Here is a 15,625-nt window from a genome sequence, read left to right on the forward strand (position 1 = left end):
GGGGAACCCCAGCGCCACCCCGGACAGCTGCGCATCTCCCGCCCGGGCATGGTCCGCGTGCTCGAGCGGGAGGGTCTGCTGCCCTGCATCACCTTCATCTTCTCCCGCGCGGGGTGTGACGGCGCGGTGGAGCAGTGCCTGGCCGTGGGCCTGGACCTGACCACGCCGGGGGAGAAGCAGCAGATCCAGGCGATGGTGGATGAGGCCGGTCAGTCCCTGCCGGCAGAGGATCTGGATGTCCTGGGCTTCTGGGGCTGGCGTGACGGGTTGTCCCGGGGGTTCGCCGCTCACCACGCCGGGATGCTCCCGCCCTTCAAGGAGGTGGTGGAGAAGCTCTTCGGCCTGGGGCTCGTCAAGGTCGTCTTCGCCACGGAGACCCTCGCGCTGGGGGTCAACATGCCCGCCCGGACCGTGGTGCTGGAGAAGCTCGAGAAGTACAACGGCGAGGCTCACGTGAACATCACCGCGGGGGAGTACACCCAGCTGACGGGGCGTGCCGGGCGGCGTGGCATCGACGTGGAGGGCCACGGGGTGGTCCTCTGGCGTCCGGGGCTGGACCCGGCGGCCGTGGCCGGCCTGGCCTCCCGCCGAACCTATCCGCTGAACTCGTCCTTCCGCCCCACGTACAACATGTCCGTCAACCTCATCGCCCAGTTCGGCCTCGAGCGCTCCCGGGCGATCCTGGAGTCCTCCTTCGCCCAGTTCCAGGCGGACCGTTCGGTGGTCGGACTGGCTCGGGAAGTCCGGACCCGTGAACAGTCCCTGTCCGGCTACGAACAGTCCATGAGCTGCCACCTCGGAGACTTCACGGAGTACGCCCGGTTGCGCAAGGAGCTCTCGGAGGCGGAGAAGGACTCGTCGAAGGGCCGCAACCGCGCCCGCCAGCGGGCCGTCAAGGACTCCCTCGCCAACCTGCTGCCCGGGGACATCATCGAGGTGCCGGGCCCGCGCCGGCTGGGCACCGCCGTCGTCGTGTTCCCCGCCGGGAACCCTGCCAACCCCCGGGTGGGCATCATCACCCAGGAGGCGCAACTGCGCCGGATCGGCACGGATGACGTGACGGATCCCGTGGACCCGGTCGGCGGGGCCCGGTTGCCGCAGACCATCCAGGTCAAGACCCCCACACAGCGCAAGGACATCGCCGCCGCCATGCGCACGGCCCTGCGCGAGCACCGGCCGGCACCGGGACAACGTCCCGGGGCCGGGTTCAGGTTCCAGGACGATGGCAGCACCGGACGCGCCGAAGACCTGCGGCGCCAGCTCGAGCGCCATCCCTGCCACGGCTGCAAGGACCGCGAGGACCACGCCCGCTGGGCCGAACGCTGGTGGAAGCTGCGTCGCGAGATCGACCAGCTGACCTCCCGGATCCAGGGCCGCACCAACACCATCGCCAAGGCCTTCGACCGGCTCGTGGGCCTGCTGACCTCCTACGGCTACGTGGCCGTCGGGGACGGCACCCGGACCGTGCCCGGCGCCGTGGCCGGCACCGAGGACTCGCCCGGCGTCACCGCGGCCGGGCAGACCCTGCGGCGCATCTACGGTGAACGGGACCTGCTGACCTCCCTGGTGCTGGAGGACGGGCTGGCGGACGGGCTGGACCCGGAGGAAATGGCCGGCCTCGCCGCCCTGCTGGTCTTCCAGTCCAAGGGGTCCGAGAACGTCGGAATCCCGCAGATGCCCACCCTCGCACTGCAGCACGTGCTGGAGGGCACCGCCGAGCACTGGTACGAGCTGCAGCTGGCCGAGCGGGGAGCCCAACTGGAACCGACTGCGGAGCCGGATCCCGGACTGGTGTGGCCCATCCACCGCTGGGCCCGCGGCCGGAACCTGCGGGACACTCTCAAGGGCACCGACCTCGCGGCGGGAGACTTCGTCCGGTGGGCCCGCCAGGTGATCGACCTACTGGACCAGCTGGCCAAGGTGCCCGGCCGCCCCGGTCTCTCCGGCCAGTGCCGACGTGCTACGGATCTCGTCCGTCGCGGCGTCGTGGCCTACTCGGGTGTGGATAGTCTGGAGGGATGAGCACCCTCTTCGTCAACGGGACCCTCCACTCCACCGCCGATCCGTATGCCACCGCCATGCTGGTGGACTCCGGGTCCGTGGCCTGGGTGGGCGCCGAGGACACGGCGGCCTCGATGCGCGCCCGCTCCGGAGCCGACTGGCAGGTCGTGGATCTGGACGGCGCCCTCGTGGTGCCCGCCTTCGTGGACTCCCTCGTCCTGCCTTCGAGTCCCGCCCGCCCTCCAGCGACTGACGCCGGCCCGCTCACGCACGTTGAGAACGCCGGCTCTGCCGGCGTCTTCCTGTCCGTCACCGGCGGGACGGCGGCCGATGCCGATGCGACAGCCGATGCACGCGGGACCCAGGTCATCCACTATCGCGCCGTTGGCGCGCATGAGGCGGCCGGCACGGCCCAGGACCTCGCGGCACTGGTGTCCGCCGACGCGGTCGCCGGGCTGTCGGCCGTCGTCGGGCCCGGGGGACTGGACGCCGCGGCCGTGGCCCGGCTGGCCTCCACGGCGACCGCCGCCGGCATCCAGGTGTACCTGCTGCCCGAGGACCCGGATGCCCTGGCCGCGGTCATCTCCGCCCTCCGGTCCACGGCCGAGGCCCAGGGCACCGCCGCCCTCGGCATGGTCCGCCACCGCCTGTCCTGGAACGGCCCGGTGGAGCACGACGCCATCCAGACCCTGGCGGCGAACAGCGTGTCCTTCACGGCTGTCCCGGACGCCGACGGCGCGCTCACCGCCCCGATCGCCTCCCTCCTGTCCAACGCCGTCCCCGTGTCCTTCGGCAGCGGCTCCCACATCCCGGATCTGTGGTCCGCCATCCGAGCGAGCCTCGAACATGCAGATCCGGACCAGCGGATCTCCGCCCGCTCCGGGTTCACGGCCGCCACCAAGGCCGGACTCCGTGCCCTCCCGATGTCGATCGGCGCGGGCTTCTCGATGGCGGGGCGGATCGCCCCCTCCTCCCCGGCCACGTTCGGCGTCTGGACGGCCGAGGCCCTCAGTGTCCAGGCACCGGACGGACGGGTGGCCGCGTGGAGCACCGACACCCGGGCGGGCACACCCCTGCTGCCCGTTCTGGAGGCAGGAACCGCCGCACCGGAATGCCTGGCCACCCTGGTGGACGGCACCGAGGTCTACCGCTCCCCGGCGTGGGCCTGAACGGCGCCGCGCAGACCTGCCTGCCGCCGACCGGCCTATACTTGACCCCCGATGCCCTCGGACACCCAAAGGATTTCTTCGCCTATGCGCCTGCTGACGATCATTCCCACCTACAACGAGATCGAATCGCTGCCCCGCACGCTTGACCGACTGCGCGTCGCCGTGCCGGAATCAGACGTCCTCGTGGTGGACGACGCCTCACCGGACGGGACCGGTGACTGGGCCGACCGCGCCGCCGTGGCTGATCCGCAGATCCATGTGCTGCACCGCACCCAGAAGAACGGTCTCGGCGGAGCCTACATCGCCGGTTTCCACTGGGGCCTCGAGCAGGGCTACGACGTCCTGGTGGAGATGGACGCGGACGGCTCGCATCAGCCAGAACAGCTGCCCCGCCTGATCGAGGCCATCGACCGTGCCGACCTGGTCATCGGCTCACGCCGTGTGCCGGGGGGCAAGATGGTCAACTGGCCCGCCCACCGCAAGCTGATCTCGATCTGCGGGTCCCTGTATCCGCGGATCATGCTGGGCCTGAACCTGACCGACGTCACCGCCGGGTACCGGGCCTACCGTGCGGACACCCTGCGGGCCATCGACCTGGACGACGTGCAGTCCAAGGGCTACGGCTTCCAGGTGGACATGACCTTCCGGACGGCCCTGCTCGGCAAGAAGATCGTCGAGGTGCCGATCACCTTCGTGGAGCGCGAGTACGGCGAGTCCAAGATGAGCGGCAACATCATCACCGAGGCCGTCACCTCCGTCACCCAGTGGGGACTGGCGGCCCGCTGGAACGTCCTGAAGGGCAAGCTCGGCCTCTGACCGGCCGGCACGAGCGGCCGATGACCACCACCAACGCCAGAGCCCCCGACCATTCGGTCGGGGGCTCTGGCGTTCACGCGGGGTGGCGGGAGGGTCAGGAAACCTTCTCGCCGCGGCGTTCACGCAACTTGTCCAGCTGCCCCTTGAGGGTGTCCTCCAGCTCCTCGATGCTGCGGCGCTCGAGCAGCATGTCCCAATGGGTGCGCACGGGCTTGGCATCGGACTCGTCCGGCTTGTCGCCGTTTACGAGGAAGGCCACCTTGCCGGTCTTGGAGGTCCAGGTCGGGGGAATCTCGGCGTCCGTGGCGAAGGTCACGAGCACCTTCTCCCCGTCCTCACAGCGGTACTCGACCCGCTGACGGGGTGCGGGCTCGACTCCGGCCTCGGACTCCATGGACTGGGCACCAAGGCGCATGCCGCGCAGGCTACGGTCGCTCATTCGATCTCCTTCCGGCCCCGTCGGCGGGGCGGTACAACGTCGACCACCCAGTCTAGTGGGTGTGGGTGTGCTCTCCGGGCCAACGCCCCGGCGGCGGGTTTTGTTCCCGCCGCGGGGGCGCCAACCACCGTGGTCACAAGGTCAGGCCGGGGTGCCGCCCCGGCCCGGTTCCGGCTCCGGTGGGTGCTCCGGATCCTGTCCGGTGTCTTGAGCGGAGGTCCGTGCCGGCCGGGAGGGAAGGCCGGCGGGGTCGGACGTCGCCCGGAGCGCACGTTCCGCCGTCTCCGAGTGCTCGTCCTCGAGGATGGCGGGCGGTGCCAGCGCCTCCTCCAGCGGCGTGTCGACGATCTTGGCCACGCTCTGGCTCGACTCGTTCAGCTCCGCGGCCGTGGTCGGCAGGGGTTCCCGACGACGGCGCCGGGCGCCGGCGGTCACCTCGCCCGGGCGGTCCGCCTCGTCCGCCTCGTCCGCCTCATCCGAACCGTCGACGGCGCCGGATCCGGACGACCGGGACCACTGATCGGATGCCCCCGCGCCGCCGGCGGCGCCGGACCCGCCGAAGGCGTCGCCCAGGCGACCGATGGCATCGGTGAGTTCAGCCGGGATCACCCACATCGTGTTGGCATCGCCCTCGGCGATCTTCGGCAGGGTCTCCAGGTACTTGTAAGCCAGCAGGTCCGGGTCCGGACGGCCCTCATGGATGGCCTCGAAGACCACGTGGATCGCCTCGGCCTCCGCGTTGGCCCGCAGGATGCGGGACTGCGCGTCGCCCTCTGCCTCGAGGATGGCGGACTGGCGCTGACCCTCGGCGGTGAGGATCTCGGCCTGCTTGGTGCCCTCCGCGGTCAGGATGGCGGCGCGGCGATCACGCTCGGCACGCATCTGCTTCTCCATGGAGTCCTGGATGGACAGGGGCGGATCGATCGCCTTGAGCTCCACGCGGGAGACGCGCAGGCCCCACTTGCCGGTGGCCTCGTCCAGCACCCCGCGCAGCTGGTTGTTGATCGAGTCACGGCTGGTGAGGGCCTGTTCCAGATTCATGCCGCCCACCACGTTGCGCAACGGGGTGGTGGTCAGCTGCTCCACGGCATGGATGTAGTTGTTGATCTCGTACGTCGCGGCCTTGGCGTCGTTGACCTGGAAATACACCACGGTGTCGATGGACACCACGAGGTTGTCCTCCGTGATCACCGGTTGCGGCGGGAAGGAGACCACCTGTTCGCGCATGTCGATGAGCGGACGCATGCGGTCGATGAAGGGAATCATCAGGGTCAGACCGGCGCCCTTGGTGGCCTGGTACTTGCCCAGGCGTTCCACGATGCCGGTCCGCGCCTGGGGCACGATGCGCACCGCTCGGATCAGGATGATGGCCACGAGGACCGCGACGACTATGAGCACGATGAGGACTTCCACGCCGATGCTCCCTCCTGCGGCCCCGTGGGGCCACGTTGTGAGTCTGCTGGTGGTGCAGACGTTGTGCCGCGGCGGTCGCGGCGTCAGGTTCCTTCAGGGAGTCCGGCGGTGCCGGAGTCCCAGTCAATGGCGGCCTTCGGGTGGATGATCAGCGTGGCGCCGTCCACCTCGTCGATCTCCGCTTCGTTGCCGGCGGGGATGGTCACGCCGGTGGCCGAGCGTGCCGTCCAGGTCTCCCCGTCGATCTTCGCCAGGCCCGCGGTGGATCCGGTGTCCTCCAGGACCACCACGGTGCGGCCGGGCATCGAGTCCGCGTTGGTCAGTTGGTCCGCTGAGCCCTTCCTCAATTGCCTCAGCGCCGTGGGCCGGACCGCCGCGAGCATCAGCAGGGAGACCCCGGCGAACATCACGATCTGCAACCAGGCCTCGCCGCCCACCAGGGCGGTGGCCAGCGCGGCGGCGGAACCCGCGGCCAGCATCAGGAAGACCAGGTCCAGCACCATGGTCTCGACCACGGCGAACACCACGGCCAGGCTCAGCCACAGCACCCACAGGTTGTCACCCACCCATTCGATCACTGCGGCCTCCTCGATTAGCCTTCTCCCCCCATCCTGCCTGCTCAACGGGCCGGGGACAACGTAGGTTATGGACATGCGACCTGATCAACTGGATCTTCTCACCACCGTGGATGCCCCGACGCTGACGCCGGACGGCGGACGGCTCGTGGTCGGCACGTCCCACCCGGACTTCAGGACGGACGGATACACCGGCCAGTTGTGGGTGATGCCCACGGACGGATCCGCCCCGCCGCGGCGGCTCACCCAGGGCTACCGGGACGCCGCGGCGCAGCTGTCCCCGGACGGCACCACCGTGGCCTTCCTGCGGTCTCCGGCGCCCGGTTCCGACCCCGGAGCACCGTCCGCTCCACAATTGACCCTGATCCCGGTGGACGGCGGTGAGGGCCGGATCGTCACCGATCGTCGGCTGGGCGTCACGGGATTCGCCTGGTCTCCGGACTCCCGCTGGATCACGTTCTCCTCTCCCGAACCGGAACCGGGCCGCTATGGGACCGTGGCCGGCGTCGGGCCAGGGCAGGAGGACCCACGGTTGGTGACGGGCCCGGACCACCGGCTGAACGGGGAGGGGTACACGGCGGACCAGCGTCCCCGTCTCTTCGAGATCGAGGTGCCCGATCCGCAGGAGGAACCGGTCTTCGCGGCCCGGGGCCGGATGGCCGATCCGCAGGACGCTCAGGCGGGTCCGCCGTCCTCGCCCGCGGCCCGGCCGCTGACCGGGGGAGAGCGGGAGGCCTCCGACCCCGTCTATGCCGCGGACAGCCGCCATGTCTTCTTCGCCACCACCCCGGAGGCGGGATTCGGCCGGAGCCTGCGCACCGCCGTCGCCGTGGTGGAGGCGCGCCACCATGCTGCCGAAGTATCGCGACCGGCGGTCCCCGGTCCTTCGACCGAGCCCGACGCCGGCCCCGTGCGCCTCGTGGCCGGCGGGACCGAGGTGCGCGTCGGCTTCGGGTCCCCGTGCGTGTCCCGGAATGGGGAGTGGCTCTATCTGCTGGGCCAGGACCTGGGGGAGTCCGGCCTGGAGTTCGTGGCGTCCAACGGTGCCGTGTATGCCCTCCCGGCGGCCAACGCCCTGCGAGAGGCCACCACCGGATGGGACCGTCCCGCGGCCGGCCTGGAACCGCGGTTGTTGACGGATCCAGCGGCCCTGGGCTTCACCGGCCCCGTCCGGCCTTCCGGCCAGGACCAGGCGCTGGCCCTGGGTGCGAGCCGCGGCCGGACGGTGCTGGTGCAGGTGTCCCACGATGCCCACCCCGAGGTGCTGGTGGACCAGCAGGGTGAGGTGACAGGGGCTTGCGAGGCAGGCGGCACGCTCGCCGTGTCCTCCACGAGCGCGGCCTCTCCGGGCGCGGTGGGCGTCCAGCGCCGGGGCGGCGGCCTGCGGGAACTCTTCGACCCGAACGCCGCCTGGCGCGCAGACCTCCCACCGGCCGCCGGGCTGGAGCGCGAGTACGGCGGCCCGGGTGATCCCCGTGGTCACCGTCCGGACCAGCCCGCCGTCCACGGCTGGGTGTTCCTGCCGGAGGGGCCGGGGCCCCACCCGGTCATCCTCACCATCCACGGCGGGCCGTACGCGCAGTACACCTGGTCCTGGTTCGACGAGACCCAGGTGCTCGTGGCCGCCGGTTACGCCGTGGTGATGTGCAATCCCCGCGGATCCGACGGTTACGGCTCCGCCCACGGGGCCTCCATCCAGGGGCGCCTGGGGACGGTCGACCACCAGGACATCACCGCCTTCCTGGACGGCACCCTCGAGGAGTTCGGCCCCGCGGGCAGTGGCCAGCTGGACGCCACGCGGATCGGCGTCCAGGGCGGATCCTATGGCGGCTACATGACCGCGTGGATCACCGCCCACGACCACCGGTTCACCGCTGCCGTCGTGGAACGCGGATACCTGGACCCCGTTTCGGCGCTGGGCTCCAGCGACATCGGCTGGTTCTTCAGCGAGCAGTACATGGGCACGGATCGCGAACACCTGCGGCAGCAGAGTCCGCTGCATCACGTGGACCGGGTCCGCACCCCCACCCTGGTGATCCACTCGGAGGATGACCTGCGCTGCCCGATCGAGCACGCGCAGCGCTATTACCAGGCCCTCTGGGCCCAGGGAGTGGAGGCGGAATTGCTGATCTTCCCGGGGGAGGACCACGAGCTGTCCCGGTCCGGAACCCCCTGGCACCGGCGGGTGCGCTTCGAACATCTCCTCCGGTGGTGGGACCGGCACCTCGCCCTATAAGTTACTGATGAGTAGTATTAACGCATGACCCTCTCCGCCGAGACCTCCCCGGCCAGTCCGTCCTCGCCGTACCCACACCTGTTCCGCTCCCTCGAGGTCCTCGGGGGAACCCTGCCGAACCGGATCATCATGGGCTCCATGCACCTGGGCCTGGAGGACCGTCGCGCCGACGCGGTCAAGCTGGCGGCGTTCTACGCGGAGCGGGCCCGCGGGGGAGTGGGACTGATCGTCACCGGCGGCTACGCGCCCAACCTCACCGGCCGCCTCACCCCCTTCGCCGGGACCATGCGTTCGGGACGGGATGCCGCTGCCCACCGGGTCATCACCGACGCGGTGCATGCCGAGGGCGGGCGGATCGCCCTGCAGATCCTGCACGCCGGCCGGTATGCCTACCACCCCTTCTCGGCCGCCCCCGGGACCTCTCCGTCCCCGATCACCCCGTTCCCGCCGAGGGCCCTCTCGAGCCGGGCGGTGGAGCGTACCGTCGAGGCCTTTGTCCGGTCTGCCGGGTACGCCCGCCAGGCCGGGTATGACGGGGTGGAGATCATGGGCTCCGAGGGGTACCTGATCAATCAGTTCCTCTCACCCCGGACCAACTCCCGCACCGATGCGTGGGGCGGCTCGGCGCCACGGCGCCGCCGCTTCGCCATGGAGATCGTCCGCCGCATCCGCGACGCCGCCGGCGAGGACTTCATCATCATGTTCCGGATGTCCATGGTGGACCTGGTCCCGGACGGCCAGACCCTTGAGGAGACCCTGGACCTGGCGCGGGAGCTCGAGCGGGCCGGCGTGAGCTTGCTGAACACCGGAATCGGCTGGCATGAGGCGCGGGTGCCGACCATCGTCACCTCGGTTCCCCGCGCCGCGTTCGCGGAGTTCACGGGCCGCGTGCGGGAGGCGGTCTCGGTTCCCGTGGCCGCCTCGAACCGCATCAACATGCCCCACACGGCGGAGCGGATCCTGGCCGCAGGGCAAGCCGACCTCGTCACCATGGCCCGGCCGTTCCTCGCCGACCCGGACTGGGTGCGGAAGGCGGATGCCGGGACGCCGGACCGGATCAACTCCTGCATCGGCTGCAACCAGGCCTGCCTGGACCACACGTTCCAGAACAAGCCCGCCTCCTGCCTGGTCAACCCGCGCGCCGGCCGGGAGACCGATCCCGCGTTCCCGCCGCTGCCGGACCGGGCCCTCCTGCCACTGACCCCGGTGGCCACGGGCCGTTCCTCGTCCGCCGTTCCTCCGGCCCCTGGCGCTCGGCAGGCTGACTCGATGCCGGCTGCTGCCACCAGTGCCCCGGTCACGGCGTTACGCGTGGCGGTCGTCGGCGCGGGCCCTGCCGGATTGGCGGCCGCCACCCAGGCGGCCGCCCGAGATCATCACGTGGACCTGTTCGAGGCCTCGGACACCATCGGCGGACAGTTCCGACTCGCCCGGCAGATTCCCGGCAAGGAGGAGTTCGCCGAGACCCTGCGCTACTACGAGCGTCAGCTGATGGAGACCGGGGTGAACCTGCGCCTGGCCCATCCGGCCAGTGCCACCGAACTGCTCGACGGCGGATACGACCGCATCCTGCTGGCCACCGGTGTGGTGCCCCGCACCGTGGACCTCCCCGGGTCGGACCGGCCCAACGTGCACGCCTACCCGGACGTGGTGGACGGCCGGGTGCGGTGTGGTCCGCGCGTGGCGGTGATCGGTGCCGGCGGCATCGGTTTCGACGTGTCCGAACTGCTGACCGAGCCGCACCGGGGCGAACCCGGCGCCCTGGTCGGTGCCCCATCCCTTGGGGAGTGGCAGCGGCAATGGGGTGTGGATCCGGGGTTCTCCGGCCGCGGCGGCCTGGCACCGGCCCGGCCGGCGGCACCGGCCCGGACCGTCCACCTCATTCAGCGCAAGGACACCAAGATGGGGGCGGGCCTCGGCAAGACCACGGGCTGGGTCCACCGCGCGGCCCTGAAGGCCCGCGGTGTCGACTTCATCACCGGCGCGAGCTACGTCAGGATCGACGACGACGGTCTCCACCTGGATGTCGACGGCACCCGGCGTGTGCTTGAGGTGGACGATGTGGTGGTGTGCGCCGGACAGGTCTCCCAGCGCGAGTTGTACGGCGCGCTGGGAGCCGCCGGGGCCGACGTCGTGCTCCTCGGCGGAGCCGATGTGGCCGCGGAGCTGGACGCCAAACGCGCCATCGAGCAGGCGACGCGGGTGGCCGCGGCGCTCTGACGGCCTGCGGCCCCCGCCTGCCTCCCCGTACACTGGGGCGCATGGCTACCGTCTACCAAGCAACCCTGGTGCCCTCGAAGCAGGAGCTCCTGGAGTCCTGGCTGACCCAGCAACCGTGGTCCGGTGAGGGCGAGCTGGTCAGGGTGGGTGCCTACCGCTATGACGATCCGGACGGCGAGGTGGGAGTCGAGGGACATCTGGTCCACCGGGAGGGCAGCGAGCAGGTCCTGCACGTGCCCATGTCCTACCGCGGCGCGCCGCTCGAGGGCGCGGAGCCCTATCTGATCGGCACCGTGGACCATTCCGTGCTCGGACAGCGCTGGGTCTACGACGCCATGGCGGACCCGGTGGCCACCGCCTGCTTCCAGCGGGCTCTCGATGGACTGCAGCAGCAGGCCGAGGTGCATCTCTATGAGGAGGACGGCCAGTACATCGGCCACGAGGCCGACGAGGTGAGCGTGACCGTGCTGGGCCCCCTGGCCGAACAGCCGGGACGGGTCCAGGTCCACCGGGTGGTCTCTGACCCGGAGACGGCCGGGTCCGAGCACCTCGCCGAATCCCGCCGGCTGTGGGCCACCTGGCCCGGTGGCGGCGGCATCATCTTCAGCCTCAACACGGACGAACCCGCCTGAGCCGATGCCGGGTTCCGGGCTGTCCAATTCGTCATCCGAACATCCGGGTGTCGAAGGGGATATGCCGGGCGACACCCGGATAGACGCATGATGAGCGACGGGCCGCTGCGCGGGTCCACCACCGCACCCCGCACCTCGAGTTCTGCCAGCCGCCGCATCCCGGTGGAGGACTTGGTGCGCCTGCGCCATGTCCGGGACCGGATCGACCGAGAGTACCGGGAGCCGCTCGATGTGGAGGCACTGGCTCGCGGCGAGGCCATGTCCGCAGGCCATCTGAGCCGGCTATTCAAGCGCGCCTACGGCGAATCTCCGTACTCCTATCTGATGACCCGGCGGATCGAGCGGGCGATGTCCCTGCTGCGCCAGGTCGGTCTGAGCGTCACGGAGGTCTGCTTCGAGGTGGGCAGCTCCTCCCTGGGCACCTTCAGCACCCGCTTCTCCGAGCTGGTCGGCATGCCCCCGAGCGCCTACCGCGACCGGGTGCACCACGACCCGGACGGGTTGCCCACCTGCGTGGTCCGCCAGGCCACCCGGCCTCTGCGGAAGCCGCCGGGTGATGCGGCCGAGAAGGCGACGGGGGACCGGCAGGGGAATCCGGTCAGGAATCGAGAAGCCCCCGGATCCGGCCGCGTCCTACGCTGAACCCATGACCATCACCATTCACTCCAGCTTCCTGCCCCACACCGACCCGGAGGCCTCCCTGGCCTTCTACCGTGACCTGCTCGGATTCGAGGTGCGCCTCGACGTGGGCGAGGGCACCATGCGGTGGATCACCGTCGGCCCGGCCGGCCAACCGGACACGGCGATCGTGCTGACCCCGCCGACGGTGGACCCAGGACTCAGCGAGACCGAGCGCCAGGCCATCATCGAGATGATGGCGAAAGGCACCTACGCCGGCATCAACCTCGCCACCGACGACCTGGACGGCTTCTTCGAGCGTATCCAGGCCGCCGGGGCGGACGTGGTCCAGGAGCCCATCGAACAGCCGTACGGCCTGCGAGATTGCGCCTTCCGTGATCCATCCGGAAATATGGTTCGCGTCCAGCAGTCCAGCTGATCCCACCGCATCAGCATCCCACCGTGGCGGGCCCCTCATCCCCACAGCATGTCCCCGTCCAGCACTCACGTCCCGCATCGGAGTCCACATGAGCTCGTCCACTGACCAGTCGACCGGAACAGCAACGGTTCACGAAGCCGACTCACACGACACGATCCGCGTGGTCGGTGCACGGCAGAACAACCTGAAGGACGTCAGCGTTGACTTGCCGAAACGGCGGCTGACAGTCTTCACGGGAGTGTCCGGGTCCGGTAAGAGCTCCCTGGTCTTCGGCACCATCGCGGCCGAATCGCAGCGACTCATCAACGAGACGTACTCGTCCTTCGTGCAAGGCTTTATGCCGAGCATGGACCGACCGGAGGTGGATGTCCTCGAAGGGCTAACCACCGCGATCATCGTGGACCAGGAGAGGATGGGCGCCAATCCGCGCTCCACCCTGGGCACGGCCACGGACGTCAATGCCATGCTGCGGATCCTGTTCAGCCGGGTCGGTGATCCCCACATCGGCCCGCCCAACGCCTTCTCCTTCAACGTGCCCTCGGTCTCCGCTTCCGGGGCGATCACGGTGGAGCGTGGGGGCAAGACCATAGCGGAGAAGGCGAGCTTCAACCGGCTTGGCGGCATGTGCTCCCGCTGCGAGGGGCGGGGCTCGGTCACCGACTTCGATCTCACCGCCCTGTTCGACGAGGAGAAGTCACTCCGAGAGGGGGCCCTGACCATTCCCGGCTACTCCATGGACGGCTGGTACGGCCGGATCTTCGAGGGGTCCGGGTACTTCGACATGGACAAACCGATCAAGAAGTACACGAAGAAGCAACTGCACGACCTGCTGTACCGCGAGGCCACCAAGATCAAGGTGGAGGGCATCAACCTGACCTATCTCGGCCTGGTCCCGCAGATCCAGAAGTCCATGCTGGTCAAGGACCGGGATGCCATGCAGCCGCACATCCGCCGCTTCGTGGACCGGGCCGTCACCTTCACCACCTGCCCGGACTGCGAGGGCACCCGGCTGGCAGAGGAGGCCCGCTCGGTGCGGATCAACGGCCAGAACATCGCCGAGCTGTGTCAGATGCAGATCTCCGACCTCGCCGCGTGGCTCCGGGGGTTGGACCTGCCCGCCGCCGCCCCGTTGCTGGCGAACCTCACCGACACCCTGGACTCCTTCGTGGACATCGGCCTGGGCTACCTCAGCCTCGACCGCCCCGCCGGCACGCTGTCCGGGGGTGAGGCCCAGCGCACCAAGATGATCCGCCACCTGGGTTCCTCGCTGACCGATGTCACCTACGTCTTCGACGAGCCCACGATCGGTCTGCACCCGCACGATATCGAGAAGATGAATCAGCTTCTGCTCGAGCTGCGGGACAAGGGCAACACCGTCCTGGTGGTCGAGCACAAGCCGGAGACCATCCGGATCGCCGACCATGTGGTGGACCTCGGTCCGCGGGCCGGCACCGAGGGCGGCGAGATCACCTTCCAGGGCGCCCTGGACGGGTTGCGCACCTCGGGCACCCTGACCGGACGGCACCTGGATGACCGTGCCCGCCTCAAGGAATCGGTGCGTACCGCCACCGGTCACCTCGAGGTCCGCGGGGCGGACGCCAACAACCTGCAGGAGGTCGACGTCGACCTGCCCACGGGTCTGCTGGTGGCCGTCACCGGGGTGGCCGGCTCCGGGAAGAGTTCGCTGATCCACGGTTCGGTGGCCGGCCGTGAGGGCGTGGTGGTGGTGGACCAGTCGGCCATCAAGGGCTCCCGACGATCCAATCCGGCCACCTACACCGGCCTGCTGGAGCCGATCCGCAAGGCCTTCGCCAAGGCCAACGGGGTCAAGCCGGCCCTGTTCAGCGCCAACTCCGAGGGTGCCTGCCCCACCTGCAAGGGTGCGGGCGTGATCTACACCGAGTTGGGCTTCATGTCCACGGTGGCCTCCACCTGTCAGGACTGCGACGGCCAGCGCTACCAGGCCGAGGTCCTGGAGTACCGCTTCGGCCCTGACGGTGGCCAGAACATCGCCGAGGTCCTCGGCATGTCCGTGGCCCAGGCCGAGCAGTTCTTCGCTGAAGGCGAGGCCCGCCTTCCCGCGGCCCACAAGATCCTGGTGCGCCTGGCCGACGTCGGGCTCGGATATGTCAAGTTGGGCCAGCCCCTCACAACGCTCTCGGGCGGTGAGCGGCAGCGGCTCAAGCTGGCGAATGAGATGGGGGAGAAGGGTGAGGTCTACATCCTCGACGAGCCGACCACCGGCCTGCACCTGGCCGACGTCGAGAATCTCCTGGGTCTGCTGGACCGCCTCGTGGACTCCGGAAAGACCGTGATCGTCATCGAGCACCACCAGGCGGTGATGGCCCATGCGGATTGGATCGTCGACCTGGGTCCGGGTGCCGGGCACGACGGCGGCCGGATCGTCTTCGAGGGCACGCCGGCCGAGCTGGTGGCCGGGGCGGGAACGAAGCACGAGACCCTGACGGGACGGCATCTGGCGGAATATGTGGGCGCCTAGGTGACCTGTCCAACTGGAGCAGGCACAGTGTTGTTCAGCTGGACGCGAGGTCCCGCCTTCGGTAGCCGAGGAATCCCACGGCGGTGAGTGCCACCGCGATGGCCGTCGTCGCCAGCAGCGGGGCCGCCTCGGCGTCCTGTGCGGGAAGGGCCGGCGTGTGGGTGAAGGGGGAGAGGTTCAGGGCCCAGTCCGGCAGCTGGAGCAGGTCGCCGAGGAACAGGACCAGGGCGATCCACACGACGAACAACCAGGCGAGCACGGTCCACCGCGGCAGGAATCCGAAGAGGGCCAGGGCCAGGGTGGCCGCCACCAGCAGGGCCGGCAGGTAGGCCGCGGCGGCGAGCGTCATCTCGCCCACCCAGTGCAGCTCACCGGTGCCCGCCCAGACCCCCACACCGACTCCGAGGCCTCCCAGGAGGGCGAGGGCGACCATCTGCATACCCACCGTGACCGACCACCCCGCCAGGTAACCGGACCGCGGGCGACCGGAGACGAGCAGCAGTTCCGATCGTCCGGTGGACTCCTCACCCTGGAGCGCCAGGATGCCGGAGACGCCCAGGATCAGCG

General features: G+C 70.0%; 12 protein-coding genes and 1 pseudogene. 9 read left to right on the forward strand and 4 right to left on the reverse strand.

The window, feature by feature from the left end; translation table 11 throughout:
- From RUH65_RS12165 to RUH65_RS12175, 3 genes are all read left to right on the forward strand, one after another.
- A partial coding sequence (locus RUH65_RS12165) for a DEAD/DEAH box helicase (protein WP_396180175.1) occupies nucleotides 1-2,022 on the forward strand: 2,022 nt, incomplete at its 5' end.
- Nucleotides 2,019-3,170 carry a hypothetical protein gene (locus RUH65_RS12170; RefSeq protein WP_313817724.1) on the forward strand — a complete coding sequence of 384 codons (1,152 nt, stop codon included), beginning with the start codon at nucleotides 2,019-2,021 and terminating at the stop codon, nucleotides 3,168-3,170. The genes RUH65_RS12165 and RUH65_RS12170, both read left to right, overlap by 4 nt.
- Before the next feature lie 84 nt (nucleotides 3,171-3,254).
- The gene (locus tag RUH65_RS12175) at nucleotides 3,255-3,986 is read left to right on the forward strand and encodes a polyprenol monophosphomannose synthase (RefSeq protein WP_313817726.1); all 732 of its coding nucleotides are present in this window, start codon (nucleotides 3,255-3,257) and stop codon (nucleotides 3,984-3,986) included.
- Between the two features lie 94 nt (nucleotides 3,987-4,080).
- On the opposite strand, the gene RUH65_RS12180 is transcribed toward RUH65_RS12175, so the two are convergent.
- From RUH65_RS12180 to RUH65_RS12190, 3 genes are all read right to left on the reverse strand, one after another.
- Nucleotides 4,081-4,425 (reverse strand): RNA polymerase-binding protein RbpA, encoded by a 345-nt coding sequence (locus RUH65_RS12180; RefSeq protein WP_313817728.1) that lies wholly within the window; start codon nucleotides 4,423-4,425, stop codon nucleotides 4,081-4,083.
- A 141-nt stretch (nucleotides 4,426-4,566) separates the two neighbouring features.
- Nucleotides 4,567-5,838 carry an SPFH domain-containing protein gene (locus RUH65_RS12185; RefSeq protein ID WP_313817730.1) on the reverse strand — a complete coding sequence of 424 codons (1,272 nt, stop codon included), beginning with the start codon at nucleotides 5,836-5,838 and terminating at the stop codon, nucleotides 4,567-4,569.
- Between the two features lie 83 nt (nucleotides 5,839-5,921).
- Entirely contained in the window at nucleotides 5,922-6,416 is a 495-nt protein-coding gene (locus RUH65_RS12190) for an NfeD family protein (RefSeq protein ID WP_313817732.1), read from the reverse strand.
- A 73-nt stretch (nucleotides 6,417-6,489) separates the two neighbouring features.
- Here RUH65_RS12190 and RUH65_RS12195 point away from each other — a divergent pair, with 73 nt between their 5' ends.
- From RUH65_RS12195 to RUH65_RS12220, 6 genes are all read left to right on the forward strand, one after another.
- Nucleotides 6,490-8,649: a S9 family peptidase gene (locus RUH65_RS12195; RefSeq protein WP_313817734.1), complete on the forward strand. Its 2,160-nt coding sequence runs from the start codon at nucleotides 6,490-6,492 to the stop codon at nucleotides 8,647-8,649.
- A gap of 24 nt (nucleotides 8,650-8,673) precedes the next feature.
- Complete coding sequence (locus RUH65_RS12200; RefSeq protein WP_313817736.1) at nucleotides 8,674-10,869, forward strand: FAD-dependent oxidoreductase; 2,196 nt, start codon at nucleotides 8,674-8,676, stop codon at nucleotides 10,867-10,869.
- Nucleotides 10,870-10,910: 41 nt separating this feature from the next.
- The gene (locus RUH65_RS12205; RefSeq protein WP_313817738.1) at nucleotides 10,911-11,501 is read left to right on the forward strand and encodes a CG0192-related protein; all 591 of its coding nucleotides are present in this window, start codon (nucleotides 10,911-10,913) and stop codon (nucleotides 11,499-11,501) included.
- An 87-nt stretch (nucleotides 11,502-11,588) separates the two neighbouring features.
- A complete protein-coding gene (locus RUH65_RS12210) occupies nucleotides 11,589-12,143 on the forward strand; it encodes a helix-turn-helix transcriptional regulator (RefSeq protein WP_396180180.1) in 555 nt (184 codons plus the stop codon).
- A 4-nt stretch (nucleotides 12,144-12,147) separates the two neighbouring features.
- Nucleotides 12,148-12,558: a VOC family protein gene (locus RUH65_RS12215; RefSeq protein ID WP_313817740.1), complete on the forward strand. Its 411-nt coding sequence runs from the start codon at nucleotides 12,148-12,150 to the stop codon at nucleotides 12,556-12,558.
- Between the two features lie 88 nt (nucleotides 12,559-12,646).
- A complete protein-coding gene (locus RUH65_RS12220) occupies nucleotides 12,647-15,058 on the forward strand; it encodes an excinuclease ABC subunit UvrA (protein WP_313817742.1) in 2,412 nt (803 codons plus the stop codon).
- A 34-nt stretch (nucleotides 15,059-15,092) separates the two neighbouring features.
- Here the strand turns inward: RUH65_RS12220 and RUH65_RS12225 are convergent.
- A pseudogene (locus tag RUH65_RS12225) lies at nucleotides 15,093-15,625 on the reverse strand (polyketide antibiotic transporter); the annotation flags it as partial.

Source organism: Citricoccus sp. (assembly GCF_032154715.1).
Lineage (GTDB): Bacteria > Actinomycetota > Actinomycetes > Actinomycetales > Micrococcaceae > Citricoccus.

What these genes read in the sequence shown, in the direction of transcription:
- RUH65_RS12170 (WP_313817724.1), top strand. Translation starts at nt 2,019, where the DNA reads ATGAGCACCCTCTTCGTCAACGGGACCCTCCACTCCACCGCCGATCCG.
- RUH65_RS12175 (WP_313817726.1), top strand. Translation starts at nt 3,255, where the DNA reads ATGCGCCTGCTGACGATCATTCCCACCTACAACGAGATCGAATCGCTG.
- RUH65_RS12180 (WP_313817728.1), bottom strand. Translation starts at nt 4,425, where the DNA reads ATGAGCGACCGTAGCCTGCGCGGCATGCGCCTTGGTGCCCAGTCCATG.
- RUH65_RS12195 (WP_313817734.1), top strand. Translation starts at nt 6,490, where the DNA reads ATGCGACCTGATCAACTGGATCTTCTCACCACCGTGGATGCCCCGACG.
- RUH65_RS12200 (WP_313817736.1), top strand. Translation starts at nt 8,674, where the DNA reads ATGACCCTCTCCGCCGAGACCTCCCCGGCCAGTCCGTCCTCGCCGTAC.
- RUH65_RS12205 (WP_313817738.1), top strand. Translation starts at nt 10,911, where the DNA reads ATGGCTACCGTCTACCAAGCAACCCTGGTGCCCTCGAAGCAGGAGCTC.
- RUH65_RS12210 (WP_396180180.1), top strand. Translation starts at nt 11,589, where the DNA reads ATGATGAGCGACGGGCCGCTGCGCGGGTCCACCACCGCACCCCGCACC.
- RUH65_RS12215 (WP_313817740.1), top strand. Translation starts at nt 12,148, where the DNA reads ATGACCATCACCATTCACTCCAGCTTCCTGCCCCACACCGACCCGGAG.
- RUH65_RS12220 (WP_313817742.1), top strand. Translation starts at nt 12,647, where the DNA reads ATGAGCTCGTCCACTGACCAGTCGACCGGAACAGCAACGGTTCACGAA.